The organism is Bifidobacterium sp. LH_730, assembly GCF_056355835.1.
In genome coordinates this window covers 20,538-33,958 of sequence record NZ_JBKETB010000007.1, presented here as the reverse complement: position 1 = coordinate 33,958, position 13,421 = coordinate 20,538, and the positions used below count along the sequence as shown (strand labels likewise).

Genomic DNA, 13,421 nt, shown 5'->3' with positions numbered 1-13,421 from the left:
GAATCGCATCAGACGATATCATGGTTTTCTGAAAATTGCGCCTCGCGATTGCGGGATGCCTCACGCCTTCAGGTATCGGCGCAGCGATATCGTCGAGGCAAGCACGGAAAGCAGCACGGCCCCGGCGATCAATATCGGCGATATCAGCAGCACGCTCGTCTGGTTGACGAAGGGGATCCAACTGATCGACTGCGCCATCCATCCCTCGACGAACAGTTTCACGATCAGCGCGAGCATGCCGCACGACAGCAGCGAGCCGATCAGCGAGGCGAGCACTCCCTCGAGGATGAACGGCAGGCGTATCGTCCAGTTCGACGCGCCCACGAAACGCATGATCTCGGTTTCGGTGCGCCTGGATGCTGCGGACATGCGGATCGTGGTGCCGGTGAGCATAATCGCGACCAATACCATCACCGCCGCCAAGGAGGCCGTCACAGCCGTCGCGCGGTTGAGCACGGCGAACACCGGCTCGAAGATCTGCCGCTGGTCATTGACCTCCTCGACGCCATCGCGCCCCGACAGCACCTCGGAAACGACTTGGTATTTCTCCGGGTTCCGCAGTTTGAGCCACAGGGAATCCTGCATATCGTCGGCCGTCAGAGTGCGCCCCTGATATTCGCCCTTCGGATATTGCTTGAGGAAGGTGTCCTCATAGAACTCCTGCTTGCTTTTGAAGGTGATCTTCGAGACGTCGTCGGCCAGTTCGTCGCGGATCGTCTTCTGCAGGTCGTTGATCTGCGCCTGGCTCGGGGCCTTGCCGGAGGCGCAGTTCGCGGACTGGCTGGTGCCGTCGGGGCACAGCCACACGACGACCTCGACCTTGTCATACCAATCGCCCTTGGCCTTGGTGATCTGCGCCTGGGTGAGCATCGAGGCGCCGATGAACAGGAAGGAGATGAAGGTGACCAGCATCACCGACAGCAGCATCGGCACATTGCGCTTCAGACTGGTCCAGGTCTCCGACAGGATGAACCGCAGTCTCATCGTTCCTCCTCCTTGTCCTCGGACCGGGTTTCGCCGTCGCGGTCGATGCCGGGTGCCGCGGCCGGGGGCGCGGGAGGCATCGGGGGGGCCACGGGTTCTGTGAGTTCGACGTGTTCGGCATCGGTGTCGCCGTCATCCGGCGACGGCTCCGACGGAGTCCGTTCGGCCAGGGTTTGTTCGACCGAGGCCATATGCGACTCATGCGCCTGGGCTGGATCCAGAGGATTCCAGCCCTCGGCAAGCGGATCGAAGGCCTGGGTGGTCTCCAGCGGCGTGGGTTCGTCGGCGTTGCCGTTCCCGGCGGCCGTCATGTCGTCCGGCTCCAGCGTTTCCTCCGCCGTGGCGTCATCGACCTCGGGTTCCTGTCCCGCTGCCTCCTCAGCCCGGGCCTTCTCCTTGGCGGCCAGCGACTCCAGATCGAGTCCCTTGCCCCAGGTCAGGGTCGTCTCGACCGGCGCGAAGGCCTCGCCGTAGCGTCCGGTGCGTCCCGAGTGCATGGAGCTGGCGAGACGGGCGATGCCCTCGTCCTCGCCGATGCCCTGGGAGACCGCCATCGTGGCTTCGATCGCCGTGGCGTCGCGCTTGCGCCCGGGGATGGAGGCCGCCTCATCCGTCGCGCCCCGCTGGCCGGCGGGGCGGAAGCGGGCATCGTCGACATGCCCGGAGATGGCCTGCTGCGCGTTGGCCTCCACCTGCGCATCGGGGAAATACAGCGCGGAATCATAGGATCCCTGCGCCTCGTCGCGAACGATTTTGCCGGTGTGCAGCTCGATCACGCGTTTGCGCATCGAGTTGACGATCTCCTCGTTATGCGTGGCCATGACGATCGTCGTGCCGGTGCGGTTGATGGCCTCAAGCACCTCCATGATGCCCAGCGAGGTCGTCGGGTCGAGGTTTCCGGTGGGCTCGTCGGCAAGCAGAATCTGCGGATGGTTCACATAGGCGCGCGCGATGGCCACGCGCTGCGCCTCGCCGCCCGACAACTCGCGCGGATAGTTGTTCTCCTTGCCCGTCAGGCCAACTGTCTGCAGCACCTTGGGCACCAACGCCTTGATCGTGGAGCGGCGCATGCCGATCACCTCGAGCGCGAAGGCGACGTTCTGCCAGACGGTTTTGTTGTTGAGCAGCTTGTAATCCTGGAAGACGAAGCCGATCTGACGGCGATACTGGGGCACCTGACGATTCGTCAGACGCCGCAGATCGTTGCCGGCGACGCGAATCTCGCCGTCCGTGGCCTCCTCCTCGCGCAGCAGCATGCTCAGCAGCGTCGACTTGCCCGAGCCCGAGGCACCGACGAGGAAGACGAAATCCCCCCTGTCGATGTCAAGGCTCACGTCGTCCAGTGCCGGGCGCGTGCCCTTGGGATAGATCTTGGTCACATGATCGAGCGAGATAAGCGCCATGTCTTCCTTCCGTCCACTGTTTTCCGACGGCTTTGGGTTTACTCCTCGGCCGCGGCCTCGCGCCGCTGCTCGTGGCGCCAGCGGATGCCGGCGTCGATGAAGGCGGCGATATCGCCGTCGAACACGGCCTGCGTCTGGCTGGTTTCGTATCCGGTTCGAAGGTCCTTGACCATCTGATAGGGATGGAGCACATAGGAACGCATCTGGTCGCCCCAGCTCGCCTTGATGTCGCCGGCGAGCTCCTTCTTCTTCTTGGCCTCCTCCTCGTGGCGGAGCACGAGAAGACGGGACTGGAGCACGGCCATGGCGGCGGCGCGGTTCTGGATCTGCGAGCGCTCGTCCTGCATCGTCACGACGATGCCGGTGGGAAGGTGGGTGATGCGCACGGCCGAATACGTCGTGTTCACGCCCTGGCCGCCGGGGCCGGAGGAGCAGTAGGTGTCCACGCGGATATCGGTGTCCGGGATGTCGATGTGATCGGTCGCCTCGACCAGCGGCACCACCTCGACGGCGGCGAAGCTCGTCTGACGGCGGCCCTGGTTGTCAAAGGGCGAGATGCGCACCAGGCGGTGCGTGCCGCCCTCGACCGACAGGCGGCCGTAGGCATACGGCGCGTCGACCTGGAAGGTCGCCGACTTGATGCCCGCCTCCTCGGCGTAGCTGGTGTCCATCACCTTCGCCTTGTAGCCGTTGCGCTCGCAATAGCGCATATACATGCGCAGCAGCATCTGCGCGAAATCGGCCGCATCCACGCCGCCGGCACCCGAGCGGATCGTCACCACGGCGCTTCGCTCGTCATATTCGCCGTCGAGCAGCGTCTGGATCTCCATTTGGCTCAGGTCGGACTGAATCGAATCCAGCTCCTGACGCGCCTCCTCAAGGGATTCGGCGTCCTCCTCCTCGCGTCCCAGCTCGACCAGCGTCTCCACATCGTCGATGCGGCTGGACGCGGAATTGAGACGCTTCAGCTGCGACTCGGCCGCCGACAGCTTGCTCGTCACCTTCTGCGCGTTATCGGGATCATCCCACAGCCCGGGGGCGGCGGCGGCCACCTCGAGTTCCTTGATATCCGCCTTGAGACGGTCGACATCCACCGCCGCCGCAATGGACTCGTATTTGGCGCGAGCCTCGCCGATTGCTTGTGCAAAATCAAATTCAGCCATAATTACCTACCACCATAATCGTCGTGAACCTCTCCACCCTACCAATCATCCCCAACCTTGACGGTATGCCCACAGCCGACCCGAGACTGCGCCGCGCGTCAACCGCCGGAGCAGCCACAAGTTCCGACATCTTCCTACATGCGCTCCAAGAGCCTCAATGACAGACGGGGAGCATTTTCCACCACCATCGCCAGCGCCCGGAAGTCTGGGCCGTGTGCAACGGCCATCAATCGCAGATCACGCAAATACCACGGATACAGGGCACCTTATGAAATCCAACGCTCAAACCTTGTCGCACTTACTCCGACAATTCAAGCGCAATTCCTACGATATGCGTTGAATATATAAAGCTGGTGCGATTTCTTAATTAAAGAAATCGCACCGCTTATAGGTCATGCAAGGTGATTCTTTTGTCTTCTTTTGCTTGCCTAGGCGATTTACCTTCCTTCCTCAATGAATTCGCATATCGAATGAGTCCTCTTGCGACGAAGACGACCAAGACGCATATGGCGGCTATGCCTAGAATCTCAATCGGCAACGCAGTCCATGCCCAGCTCATGATTCAACCTTTCTTTTTCTGTACTCATCAATGAGCACCCGTGCGGTATCCACGTCATACTTCTCCTCAATGGCAAGGCTTTTCACCAAGAGGATAAACGAATCGTCCGTCTCGGAATCATCCAGACGAATCTTCTCGATGAGCCTATCCAGCCGAAGCCTCATGGTCGGATAGGAGACTTGATACAACTGAGCCATTCGCTTCAGAGACCCCGACGACAAAATGAAATTCTTAATGAATGCTATATCTTCATCTGCCAGTCGAGACAGCCAATCTGGTAGACGGTCCACATCACCCCTCCCTTTAATTAAATTAATTTCTGTTTAATAATATTAAAGAAAACGAGATGCTTTGTCAAACCAAGGACGACTCCGTCAAAAAAAAAGAAAGGCCAAACAGCCAGAACATTCAGCAATCAAAATGCCAAGGAACGCAATCCGCATGAAGTCACCAAGACTCAGAGCATCCCCAATCGCATATATCTAGCACAAATCATAAGGTCATAAATCCACGCCAACCGGAACGCGAGACTCCTAAAAAAACACACTGCGGAGGCCAAGGGGTAATGTTGTACCGGCACGCAACTCACTAACGATAGGAGTCTGATATGAGCGAAGCGCGTGAGGCATGGGGATGGGGTCTGGCGAGCGTCGACGCCGCCGGCAACACCCTGGACGTGTGGTATCCGTCCCTGAATCTGGGGGCCGCCCCCGCCGAGGGGTCGAGGCCGAACCATGGTTTCGATGCGCTGGTCCACGCCGAGACCGACGCGCGCGGCGTGCGCCGCCTGCCGGTGTTCACGGTCTCCAAGCTCGACGAGCCCATCGAGGACGCGGCCGACGCCTACCTGCGCCTGCATCTGATGAGCATGCGCATGGCCCAGCCCAACACCCTGAATCTGGACGGCATCTTCGGCAAGCTCGCCAACGTCGTATGGACCAACTACGGCCCCTTCGCGGTCGCCGACTTCGCGCTGCGCAAGGCCGATGTGATGGCCGCCGCCGCGCAGACCGCCCCCGGCCTGCCGAAGGTCGACGTGACCGTCACCGCAATCGACAAGTTCCCGCATATGCTCGACTACGTCGTGCCCACCGGCGTCCGCGTCGCCGACGCCGCGCGCGTGCGCCTCGGCGCCTACCTGTCCGAAGGCACCACCGTCATGCACGCCGGCTTCGTCAACTTCAACGCCGGCACCCTCGGCACCTCGATGGTCGAGGGACGCATCTCGCAGGGCGTCGTCGTGGGCGACGGCTCCGACATCGGCGGCGGCGCCTCGATCATGGGCACCCTCTCCGGCGGCGGCAAGCACCGCGTCTCCATCGGCGAGCACTCGCTGCTCGGCGCGAACGCTGGCATCGGCATCTCGTTGGGCGACAACTGCACCGTCGAGGCGGGCCTCTACGTGACCGCCGGCACCAAGGTCACGATCTGGGACAAGGCCAAGGCCGCCGCCGGCGAGCCGCTGGACGTGGTCAAGGGCGCCGAGCTCTCCGGCAAGAACAACATCCTGTTCATCCGCAACTCGGTGACCGGCGCCATCGAAGCCCGCCCCCGCAAGGTCGGCATTGAGCTCAACGCCGAATTGCATAAGCACAACTGACGATCTGACGGAGCGTCGGCTGCGTTGCTCCTCGGTCGACGTACCTTTGTACGCCTTCCCTCGGTGCGCCTTGCCGACGCACGCGTCAGATCACCAGTTCCACTGACGCTTTTCTGTCATTTTGAGCGGAGCGCGTAGCGCGGAGTCGAAAAATCTCACCCACGGTCATCCTAGGTGGGTGAGATTTTTCGACTCCGGCCTGCGGTCTCCGCTCAAAATGACAAAGGCGAAGGCTTAGCGCTCGGCGATCGGAATGTAGTCGCGTTCGGTGACGCCGGTGTAGACCTGGCGCGGGCGGCCGATCTTGGTGTGCTTGTCGGCGAGCATCTCGCGGTATTGCGCGATCCAGCCGGGGATGCGGCCCAATGCGAACAGCGTCGTGAACATGGCCGGATCGAAGCCGATGGCGCGATAAATCAGGCCCGTGTAGAAATCGACGTTCGGATAGAGGTGGCGCTCCACGAAATAGTCGTCGGTCAGCGCGATGTCCTCGAGCTCAAGCGCCACGTCGAACAACGCACGCGCACCATTCAAAGTCTCGCCGCGCTCGGCGACGATCTTCTTCAGATATCCCTTGGCGACGGCCGCGCGCGGGTCATAGGACTTGTAGACGCGATGTCCGAGGCCGGAGATGCGCCGCCCCTCGGCCTTCGCCTCGTCGACGAACTCGCGCACCGTCTTGCCCGAGTCAAGGATCTCCTTCAGCTGGCGCAGCACGGCCTCGTTCGCGCCGCCATGCAACGGACCGGACAGCGCGTTGATGCCGGCCGCCACCGCCGAGTACAGGTTCGCATGCGCGGAACCAGCGATGCGCACCACCGACGTCGAGCAGTTCTGCTCGTGGTCGGCCTGGATGATGAACAGTTTGTCGAGCGCGTCGACCAGCAACGGGTCGGACTCATAGTGCTGATAGGGCACGGCGAAGCTCATGCGTAGGAAATCATCGACATAGCCGCGCGTCTCATCCGGGTAGAGCAGCGGCTCGTCGCGCCGGCGGCGATGGATCAGGGAGACGATCGTGCGCACCTTGGCCATGATGATGTACGCGGCCTCGGTCAGCTGCTCCGGATCCTCGATATCGCAGGTGTTCGGATAGAAGCTGGCGAGCGCGTTGACGGCGGAGGCAAGCACGCTCATCGGATGCGCGTTGCGCGGGAAGGAGCCGATGATCGCGCGGAACTCCTCGCCCACCATCGTATGGTGCAGGATGCGCGTGCGGAAATCCTGGTATTCCGCGGCCGTCGGCAGTTCGCCGCGGTTGAGCAGCCACGCCACCTCAAGGAAGTTGGAATGTTCGCACAACTGCTCGATCGGATAGCCGCGATAGCGCAGGATCGAGTTATTGCCGTCGATGAAGGTGATCTTCGACTCGCATTGCGCAGTGGTCAGGAACCCGGGATCGAGGGTCACCCAGCCGTCGTTGCGCAGCGAAGAGACGACGATGCCGTCGGGGCCGGCCGTGGCCTTGACCACGGGCAGGGTGTATTTCTCGCTGTCGACGTCGAGTCGTGCGGTTCCCATGCGTGTTCCTCCCTTTGATACGACGAAGCCGGAGTGCGCTCATGATAACAAAGCGAACGCACCCCGGCTTGTTACGTTCCGTTCCCCGGTCTCGAAGAAGAGATTTAGTCGCTAGTCGCGGACGGTCAAAATCTCCGGTCCGTTCTCGGTGATCGCGATGGTGTGCTCGGAATGCGCGCCGCGCGAACCGTCGGAGGAGCGCAGCGTCCAGCCGTCCTTCGGATCCTGGTAGATCTCGTCGGTGGTCTTGAGGAACCACGGTTCGATGGCGATGACCAGGCCCGGACGCAGCTTGTAGCCGTGGTTGGCGCGGCCGTCGTTGGGAACATGCGGATCGCCGTGCATGATATGGCCCACGCCATGCCCGCCGAATTCGAGGTTGATCGGATATCCGTATTCGCGCGCAACATCGCCGATGGCGTTCGACACGTCGCCGAGGCGGTTGCCCGGCTGGGCCGCGGCGATGCCGGCGGCGAGCGCCTCCTCGGTGCTCTTGATCAGGCGCAGGTCCTCGGGGTCCTGGTCCTTGCCGACGACCCAGCTGATGGCGGAGTCGCCGACCCAGCCGTCGACGCTGATCGCCAGGTCGAGGGTCAGGAGGTCGCCGTCCTTGAGGCTGTAGTCGAACGGCACGCCGTGCAGCACAGCGTCGTTGACGGAGGTGCAGATGTAGTGGGCGAAGGGACCGGTGCCGAAATCAGGCGCATAGTCGACGTAGCAGGATTCGGCGCCCTTGCGGTCGACGATCTTCTTATGCACGAATTCGTCGATTTCCAGCAGGTTGGTGCCGACCTTGACGGATTCGCGCAGTTCCTTCAGGATGTGCCCGACGAAACGTCCGGCGGGCTTCATCGCTTCGATTTCCTTGGGGGTCTTCAACTCGATCATGTCCATAACCCTACTTCCTCGCCTCGTCAACCCTAGATCCTCGTTCTCCCGCGAAGCGATTAGGCTTGGAGGCATGAGCGAACACGAAAACCGCATGTTGTCCGCCGGCATTGACCCGGCGTCGTTCTCCTCCGTCATCTCCCCCGCCGCCGATCTGTTCCGATATGTCAACGGGCCGTGGATCGACACCTATCGTCTGCCCGATGACCGTTCCCGCTACGGCTCCTTCGACAAACTCGCCGAGGACGCGGAGAACCAGATCCGCGACATCCTCGAAGAGGACGAGTGCCCTGTGCCCAAGTCGCGGGCGCTCTACCGTTCCTTCCTTGACACCGAGCGCATCGAAGCCGCCGGTCTCGACCCAATTCGTCCCGCGCTTGAGGCGATCGACGCCGCCGAGGACAAGGCGGCGCTGATCCGCGCGCTTGGCTCCATCAATCCGGCCGGAGGCCCCGATCTCTTCGATATGGCCGTCTACGGCGATCCGGGCGACCCGGACACCAATATCGCGCATATCGAGCAGGCCGGTCTGGGCCTGCCGGACGAGGCCTATTACCGTGAGGATCATTACGCGCCGATCCGTGAAGCCTATGCCGATATGATTGCCGCGCAGCTGAGGAACGTTGGATATGCGGCCGATCAGGAGGCTGCCGACGAAGCCGCGGCGCGTGTGCTCGATCTGGAGACGCGCATCGCCGCGAACCACTGGGACAATGTGGCCACCCGTGATTCGGTGAAAACCTACAATCCGACCGATTGGACCGAACTTGCGGCCATGATGGCGCATATCGACCTCGCGGCCTGGGTCGAGGCATGGCAGGCCGCCTATGATGCGACCGACACGGCCACCCGCCAGCCGGTGGACTTGAAGGCGGCGATGGGCCGCGTGATCGTGCACGAACCGAGCTTCCTCACGGGGCTCGATGCGCTCTGGCAGTCCGCCGACCTTGAGGATCTGAAGCTCTGGGCACACGTGCACACCATCATCGGCGCGGCCTCCTCGCTGTCCGAGCGTTTCGACAAGGCGAACTTCGATTTCTATGGCAAGGTGCTGTCGGGCCAGAAGGCGCAGCGCGACCGTTGGAAGCGCGCGGTGAGCCTGGTCAACGGCGTGTGCGGCGAGGACGTGGGCCGCGAATATGTGCGCCGTCACTTCCCCGAGTCCTCGAAGCAGCGCATGGAGCAGTTGGTTGGCAATCTGATCGAGGCCTATCGCGTGTCGATTTCGAATTCCGATTGGCTGGGCGAGGAGACAAAGGCCAAGGCGTTGGACAAGCTGTCCAAGTTCGTGCCGATGATCGGATACACCGAGCATTGGCGTGATTATTCGGCGCTTGATGTGCGCGAGGACGCGACGCTGGCTGAGAATCTCGCCAACGCCACGCTTTATGAGGCCGGTTATCAGCTGTCCAAGGCCGGCAAGCCGGTCGACCGCGGCGAATGGCTGATGAATCCGCAGACCGTCAACGCCTATTACGAACCGACGATGAATGTCATCGTCTTCCCCGCGGCCATCCTCCAGCCGCCGTTCTTCAACCCCGAGGCCGAGGATGCGGCCAATTACGGCGGCATCGGCGCGGTGATCGGCCATGAGATTGGCCACGGCTTCGACGACCAGGGCGCGCAGTATGACGGCGACGGCCGTCTCAACGACTGGTGGACCGCCGAGGACAAGGCGAATTTCGAGTCGCGCACGAAGGCGCTGATCGAACAATACAACGGCTTTGTGCCGGCGCAGTTGGCCGAGAAATACGCCGACGAGCCCGACCGTGCCCCGCATGTCAACGGCGCGCTGACCATCGGCGAGAACATCGGCGATCTGGGCGGCGTGAACATCGCGCTCAAGGCCTACGCCTTCGCGCTGGACAAGGCCGCCGGGCGGCCTGTGGATGGCAGTGCCGAGGCCATCGCTGCTTCGCTGGCGGATGCGCCCGAAATCGACGGATTCACTGGTTTGCAGCGCTTCTTCCTGTCCTACGCCTCGATCTGGCGCACGAAGAACCGCGACGAGCTGGCCGAGCAGTATCTGCAGATCGACCCGCACTCCCCCGCCGAGTTCCGCACCAACGGCATCGCACGCAACGTCGACCTGTATTACGCCGCCTTCGGCGTCGGCCCGGACGACCCGATGTGGCTGCCCGCCGACCGCCGCGTGCGGATTTGGTGAGGCTGCACAGCGCGGCTTAGCGGCGGCGCATATAACGAAAGGGCGGCCCGTCCGGTGAATTCCACCGGACGGGCCGCCCTTCGACTATCGGATATCTCAGCCTCAGAGGCGCTCGACGATCGTGTCGACCGCCTGCTCGGCCGGCACGGCGACCTTGTTGCCGCCATCGCGGTCGCGGATCTCGATCGTACCGTCGTTGGCGAAATCGCGGCCGACCACGGCGATCAGCGGCACGCCGACCAGCTCGGCGTCCTTGAACTTGACGCCCGGGGAGACCTTCTTGCGGTCGTCGTAGATGACCTCGACGCCGCGGGCCTCAAGATCGGCGACCAGCTGCTCGGCGCCTGCGAAGGCCTTCTCGTCCTTGCCGGTGGCGACAACATGCACCTGCGCGGGGGCGATGTTCTTCGGCCAAGCCAAGCCGGCCTCGTCGTGATGCGTTTCGGCGATGCAAGCGAGCACGCGGGACACGCCGATACCGTAGCAACCCATCCACACGGGCACGGTCTTGCCGTTCTGGTCGAGGACCTTCAGGTCCAGCGCATTGGAATACTTGAGGCCCAGCTGGAACACCTGGCCGATCTCGACGCCGCGCTCGAAGCTCAACGGACCGGAGCCGTCCGGGCTCATATCGCCATGGCGCACCTCGACGGCCTCGACGGTGCCATCGGCCTCGAAATCACGGCCGTAGACCAGATCGTAGTAATCGACGTCCTGCTCGTCGGCGCCGGTGAACCACGCGGAGCCGCGGGCCACATGCGCGTCGATGAGATAGCGCAGCGTATCGCCGGATTCGGCGGCGTCGGCGGCCTTCTTGCCGTCGCGTGCCTGCGGACCGACGCCCATCGGGCCGATATAGCCACGCACCAGCTCGGGATGGGCCTTGAGGTCATCCTCGGTGGCCTCCTCGATCTCACTGGGCGCGAACTGCGCCTCGAGACGCTTCATATCCACGGTGCGGTCGCCGGGCACGCCCACGACGACGAGCTCGCGCCACGGCTGCTCGTGGGTCTCGTCCTCGGCGTGCTTGATGGCGACGACGACGTTCTTGAGGATGTCGGAGGCCTGCCATTCGCGGCCGTCCTGACGCGGATGGTTCGCATTGGCGAAGGCGACCATCTCCTCGATGGAGCCGGCGTCGGGGGTCGGGCGCTTCTCGGCGGCGGGCGTCGCCGAGCAATCGACCTCGGGCACCTCGGGCGTGGTCAGGGCCTCGACGTTCCATGCCTTGCCGGAGGGCGCGAGCGCGAAGGTGTCCTCGCCGATCGCCATCGGGGCGAGGAATTCCTCGGAAGCGGAGCCGCCCATCGGGCCGGACATGGCGAAGACGGGCACATACTTCAGGTCAAGGCGCTGGAAGATGCGCTCGTAGGCGCCGCGCTCGTCCATATAGGCCTTGCGCATGCCCTCCTCGTCGATGGTGAAGGAATACGCGTCCTTCATGATGAACTCGCGTCCGCGGATCAGGCCGGCCCTCGGGCGGAATTCGTCGCGGTACTTGGTCTGGATCTGATAGAGGGTCACCGGCAGGTCCTTGTAGGACTTATACATGTCCTTGACCAGCAGGGTGAACATCTCCTCGTGCGTCGGCGCGAGCAGATAATCGGCCTCGTGGCGGTCCTTCAAACGGAACAGATTCTCGCCGTATTCCTCCCAGCGGTGGGTGGCCTCATAGGGCTCGCGCGGCAGCAGCGCGGGGAAATGGACCTCCTGCGCGCCGATGCCGTCGATCTCCTCGCGGATCACGGCTTCGATCTTGTTGAGGACCTTGAGACCCAGCGGCAGCCAGGTCCAGATGCCGGGGGCGGCTTTGCGGATGTAGCCGGCGCGCTGCAGCAGCTTGGCCGAGGCGACGTCCGCGTCCGCGGGGTCTTCGCGCAGGGTGCGCAGGAACAGTGTCGACATGCGAAGTGCTTTGGAACTCATGGGACCCAAGGTACCCGTGCGAACGGACGAGGCGGAGGGGATATGGCGGCGGCGTGGCTTGGCAATGGATCGGGAACATCGCCATATGGAGCCGCCGGCAGCGACGGCGCCGGCGCATCGAGTTCGTCAAATGAATTGAACAGCGGTGGATAACCGCCTGAGCGTCCACAAGGCTTATGCACAACACGCCGAAGAGGCAGCCTCCGACCACAATGCTTTGCCAGCGTTGCCGGCCCCGACGCCGGCGAGCAGAGTGGGAGTCACCGTGGAGCCTGGCGCGGACGTGCAAAGTCGCCGTCCGGCCTGGCCCACACGGTCCACACGTGGAGAACGAACGAAAGGAACGACCATGGCCATGCAACAGGCAACGGCGATCATCACCGGATTCGTGGGCACCGACCCCATCGCACGGGGAGCGAACGGATTGACCGTCTCGACCTTCCGCGTAGCCAGCACACGAAGCTACTTCCACCGGGAACGCAACACATGGGTGGATTGCCCGACCACCTGGATCACCGTCAAGGCGTTCCGCAATCTGTCCGACAATGTGCAGAACTCCATCCGCAAAGGCGACGCGGTGCTGGTCGTCGGCTCCCTAGTCACCGAGCAGTGGCGCACCGAACAGGGCGAGAACCGCACCTCCATCACTCTCGAGGCCACCAACATCGGCCATGACATCAACCACGGCATCACCTCGCTGCGCAAGGTAGAGCGGCGCGAACCAGTCACCCCGCAGACCGGCGCCGGTGCTCCGCAGGTCAGTGCCGCCGGTGCCGTCACCGGCGCCGACCCGTTCGCCGGCGCAACCCAAGCCGGACAAGCATCGCCCACGGGTGCCGTCATTCCCGGTGTCTCAAACGAATCCGACTCCTCCACCGAATCTTACGGCTCTGCTCCATTCGCCGGCCCGGTCCCGACCACAGCGAATGAGGCAGAGGCAACCAGCCTCCGCACTCCTGATCCATACGGCCCGACGGATGGCGTGTCTGTCCCGAACGACGTATCAGGGCCGCAATCCAATCCAGATTTCAATCAGCCCGAGTTCTGAAACATCCCCACAGGCAAGCCCGGACACACCACTCTTGATATCAGGGCCGTAGGCCATGCGGCCTGCGCGCGTGGCCATCATCAGAAGGGACTGATTATGCCTCGGACGAGATTCCATCCATCAACCGGCCGATATCTCTGGCCTTCCAGCACCAATCAACTG

General features: G+C 63.0%; 10 protein-coding genes. 3 read left to right on the top strand and 7 right to left on the bottom strand.

The window, feature by feature from the left end:
* Nucleotides 1-60: 60 nt before the first annotated feature.
* From ftsX to AC1AUD_RS09145, 4 genes are all read right to left on the bottom strand, one after another.
* Nucleotides 61-984, bottom strand: a complete 924-nt coding sequence (gene ftsX / locus AC1AUD_RS09160; RefSeq protein ID WP_476574044.1) for a permease-like cell division protein FtsX — start codon at nucleotides 982-984, stop codon at nucleotides 61-63.
* Nucleotides 981-2,387: a cell division ATP-binding protein FtsE gene (gene ftsE, locus AC1AUD_RS09155; protein ID WP_476574043.1), complete on the bottom strand. Its 1,407-nt coding sequence runs from the start codon at nucleotides 2,385-2,387 to the stop codon at nucleotides 981-983. The genes ftsX and ftsE overlap by 4 nt, the downstream gene beginning before the upstream one ends.
* Nucleotides 2,388-2,425: 38 nt before the next feature.
* Nucleotides 2,426-3,550: a peptide chain release factor 2 gene (gene prfB, locus AC1AUD_RS09150; protein ID WP_476574042.1), complete on the bottom strand. Its 1,125-nt coding sequence runs from the start codon at nucleotides 3,548-3,550 to the stop codon at nucleotides 2,426-2,428.
* A 555-nt stretch (nucleotides 3,551-4,105) separates the two neighbouring features.
* A complete protein-coding gene (locus AC1AUD_RS09145; RefSeq protein WP_476574041.1) occupies nucleotides 4,106-4,399 on the bottom strand; it encodes a DUF2089 family protein in 294 nt (97 codons plus the stop codon).
* A 317-nt stretch (nucleotides 4,400-4,716) separates the two neighbouring features.
* Here AC1AUD_RS09145 and dapD point away from each other — a divergent pair, with 317 nt between their 5' ends.
* On the top strand, nucleotides 4,717-5,709 hold the full coding sequence (dapD, locus tag AC1AUD_RS09140) for a 2,3,4,5-tetrahydropyridine-2,6-dicarboxylate N-succinyltransferase (RefSeq protein WP_476574040.1): 993 nt from the start codon (nucleotides 4,717-4,719) through the stop codon (nucleotides 5,707-5,709).
* Nucleotides 5,710-5,943: 234 nt separating this feature from the next.
* Here dapD and AC1AUD_RS09135 read toward each other — a convergent pair whose 3' ends face one another.
* Both AC1AUD_RS09135 and map read right to left on the bottom strand, forming a co-directional pair.
* Nucleotides 5,944-7,230 carry a citrate synthase gene (locus AC1AUD_RS09135; RefSeq protein ID WP_476574039.1) on the bottom strand — a complete coding sequence of 429 codons (1,287 nt, stop codon included), beginning with the start codon at nucleotides 7,228-7,230 and terminating at the stop codon, nucleotides 5,944-5,946.
* Nucleotides 7,231-7,341: 111 nt separating this feature from the next.
* Nucleotides 7,342-8,118 carry a type I methionyl aminopeptidase gene (gene map / locus AC1AUD_RS09130; protein ID WP_476574129.1) on the bottom strand — a complete coding sequence of 259 codons (777 nt, stop codon included), beginning with the start codon at nucleotides 8,116-8,118 and terminating at the stop codon, nucleotides 7,342-7,344.
* A 73-nt stretch (nucleotides 8,119-8,191) separates the two neighbouring features.
* Between map and AC1AUD_RS09125 the strand changes: the two genes are divergently transcribed.
* On the top strand, nucleotides 8,192-10,285 hold the full coding sequence (locus AC1AUD_RS09125; protein ID WP_476574038.1) for a M13 family metallopeptidase: 2,094 nt from the start codon (nucleotides 8,192-8,194) through the stop codon (nucleotides 10,283-10,285).
* A 102-nt stretch (nucleotides 10,286-10,387) separates the two neighbouring features.
* On the opposite strand, the gene AC1AUD_RS09120 is transcribed toward AC1AUD_RS09125, so the two are convergent.
* Nucleotides 10,388-12,211 (bottom strand): proline--tRNA ligase, encoded by a 1,824-nt coding sequence (locus tag AC1AUD_RS09120; protein ID WP_476574037.1) that lies wholly within the window; start codon nucleotides 12,209-12,211, stop codon nucleotides 10,388-10,390.
* A gap of 349 nt (nucleotides 12,212-12,560) precedes the next feature.
* Between AC1AUD_RS09120 and AC1AUD_RS09115 the strand changes: the two genes are divergently transcribed.
* Nucleotides 12,561-13,259, top strand: a complete 699-nt coding sequence (locus AC1AUD_RS09115) for a single-stranded DNA-binding protein (RefSeq protein ID WP_476574036.1) — start codon at nucleotides 12,561-12,563, stop codon at nucleotides 13,257-13,259.
* Nucleotides 13,260-13,421: the final 162 nt, after the last annotated feature.

Excerpts from the sequence above, each read along its gene's own strand:
- map (WP_476574129.1), bottom strand. The coding sequence starts at position 8,118 with ATGATCGAGTTGAAGACCCCCAAGGAAATCGAAGCGATGAAGCCCGCC.
- AC1AUD_RS09120 (WP_476574037.1), bottom strand. The coding sequence starts at position 12,211 with ATGAGTTCCAAAGCACTTCGCATGTCGACACTGTTCCTGCGCACCCTG.
- AC1AUD_RS09125 (WP_476574038.1), top strand. The coding sequence starts at position 8,192 with ATGAGCGAACACGAAAACCGCATGTTGTCCGCCGGCATTGACCCGGCG.
- dapD (WP_476574040.1), top strand. The coding sequence starts at position 4,717 with ATGAGCGAAGCGCGTGAGGCATGGGGATGGGGTCTGGCGAGCGTCGAC.
- ftsE (WP_476574043.1), bottom strand. The coding sequence starts at position 2,387 with ATGGCGCTTATCTCGCTCGATCATGTGACCAAGATCTATCCCAAGGGC.
- ftsX (WP_476574044.1), bottom strand. The coding sequence starts at position 984 with ATGAGACTGCGGTTCATCCTGTCGGAGACCTGGACCAGTCTGAAGCGC.
- prfB (WP_476574042.1), bottom strand. The coding sequence starts at position 3,550 with ATGGCTGAATTTGATTTTGCACAAGCAATCGGCGAGGCTCGCGCCAAA.
- AC1AUD_RS09115 (WP_476574036.1), top strand. The coding sequence starts at position 12,561 with ATGGCCATGCAACAGGCAACGGCGATCATCACCGGATTCGTGGGCACC.
- AC1AUD_RS09135 (WP_476574039.1), bottom strand. The coding sequence starts at position 7,230 with ATGGGAACCGCACGACTCGACGTCGACAGCGAGAAATACACCCTGCCC.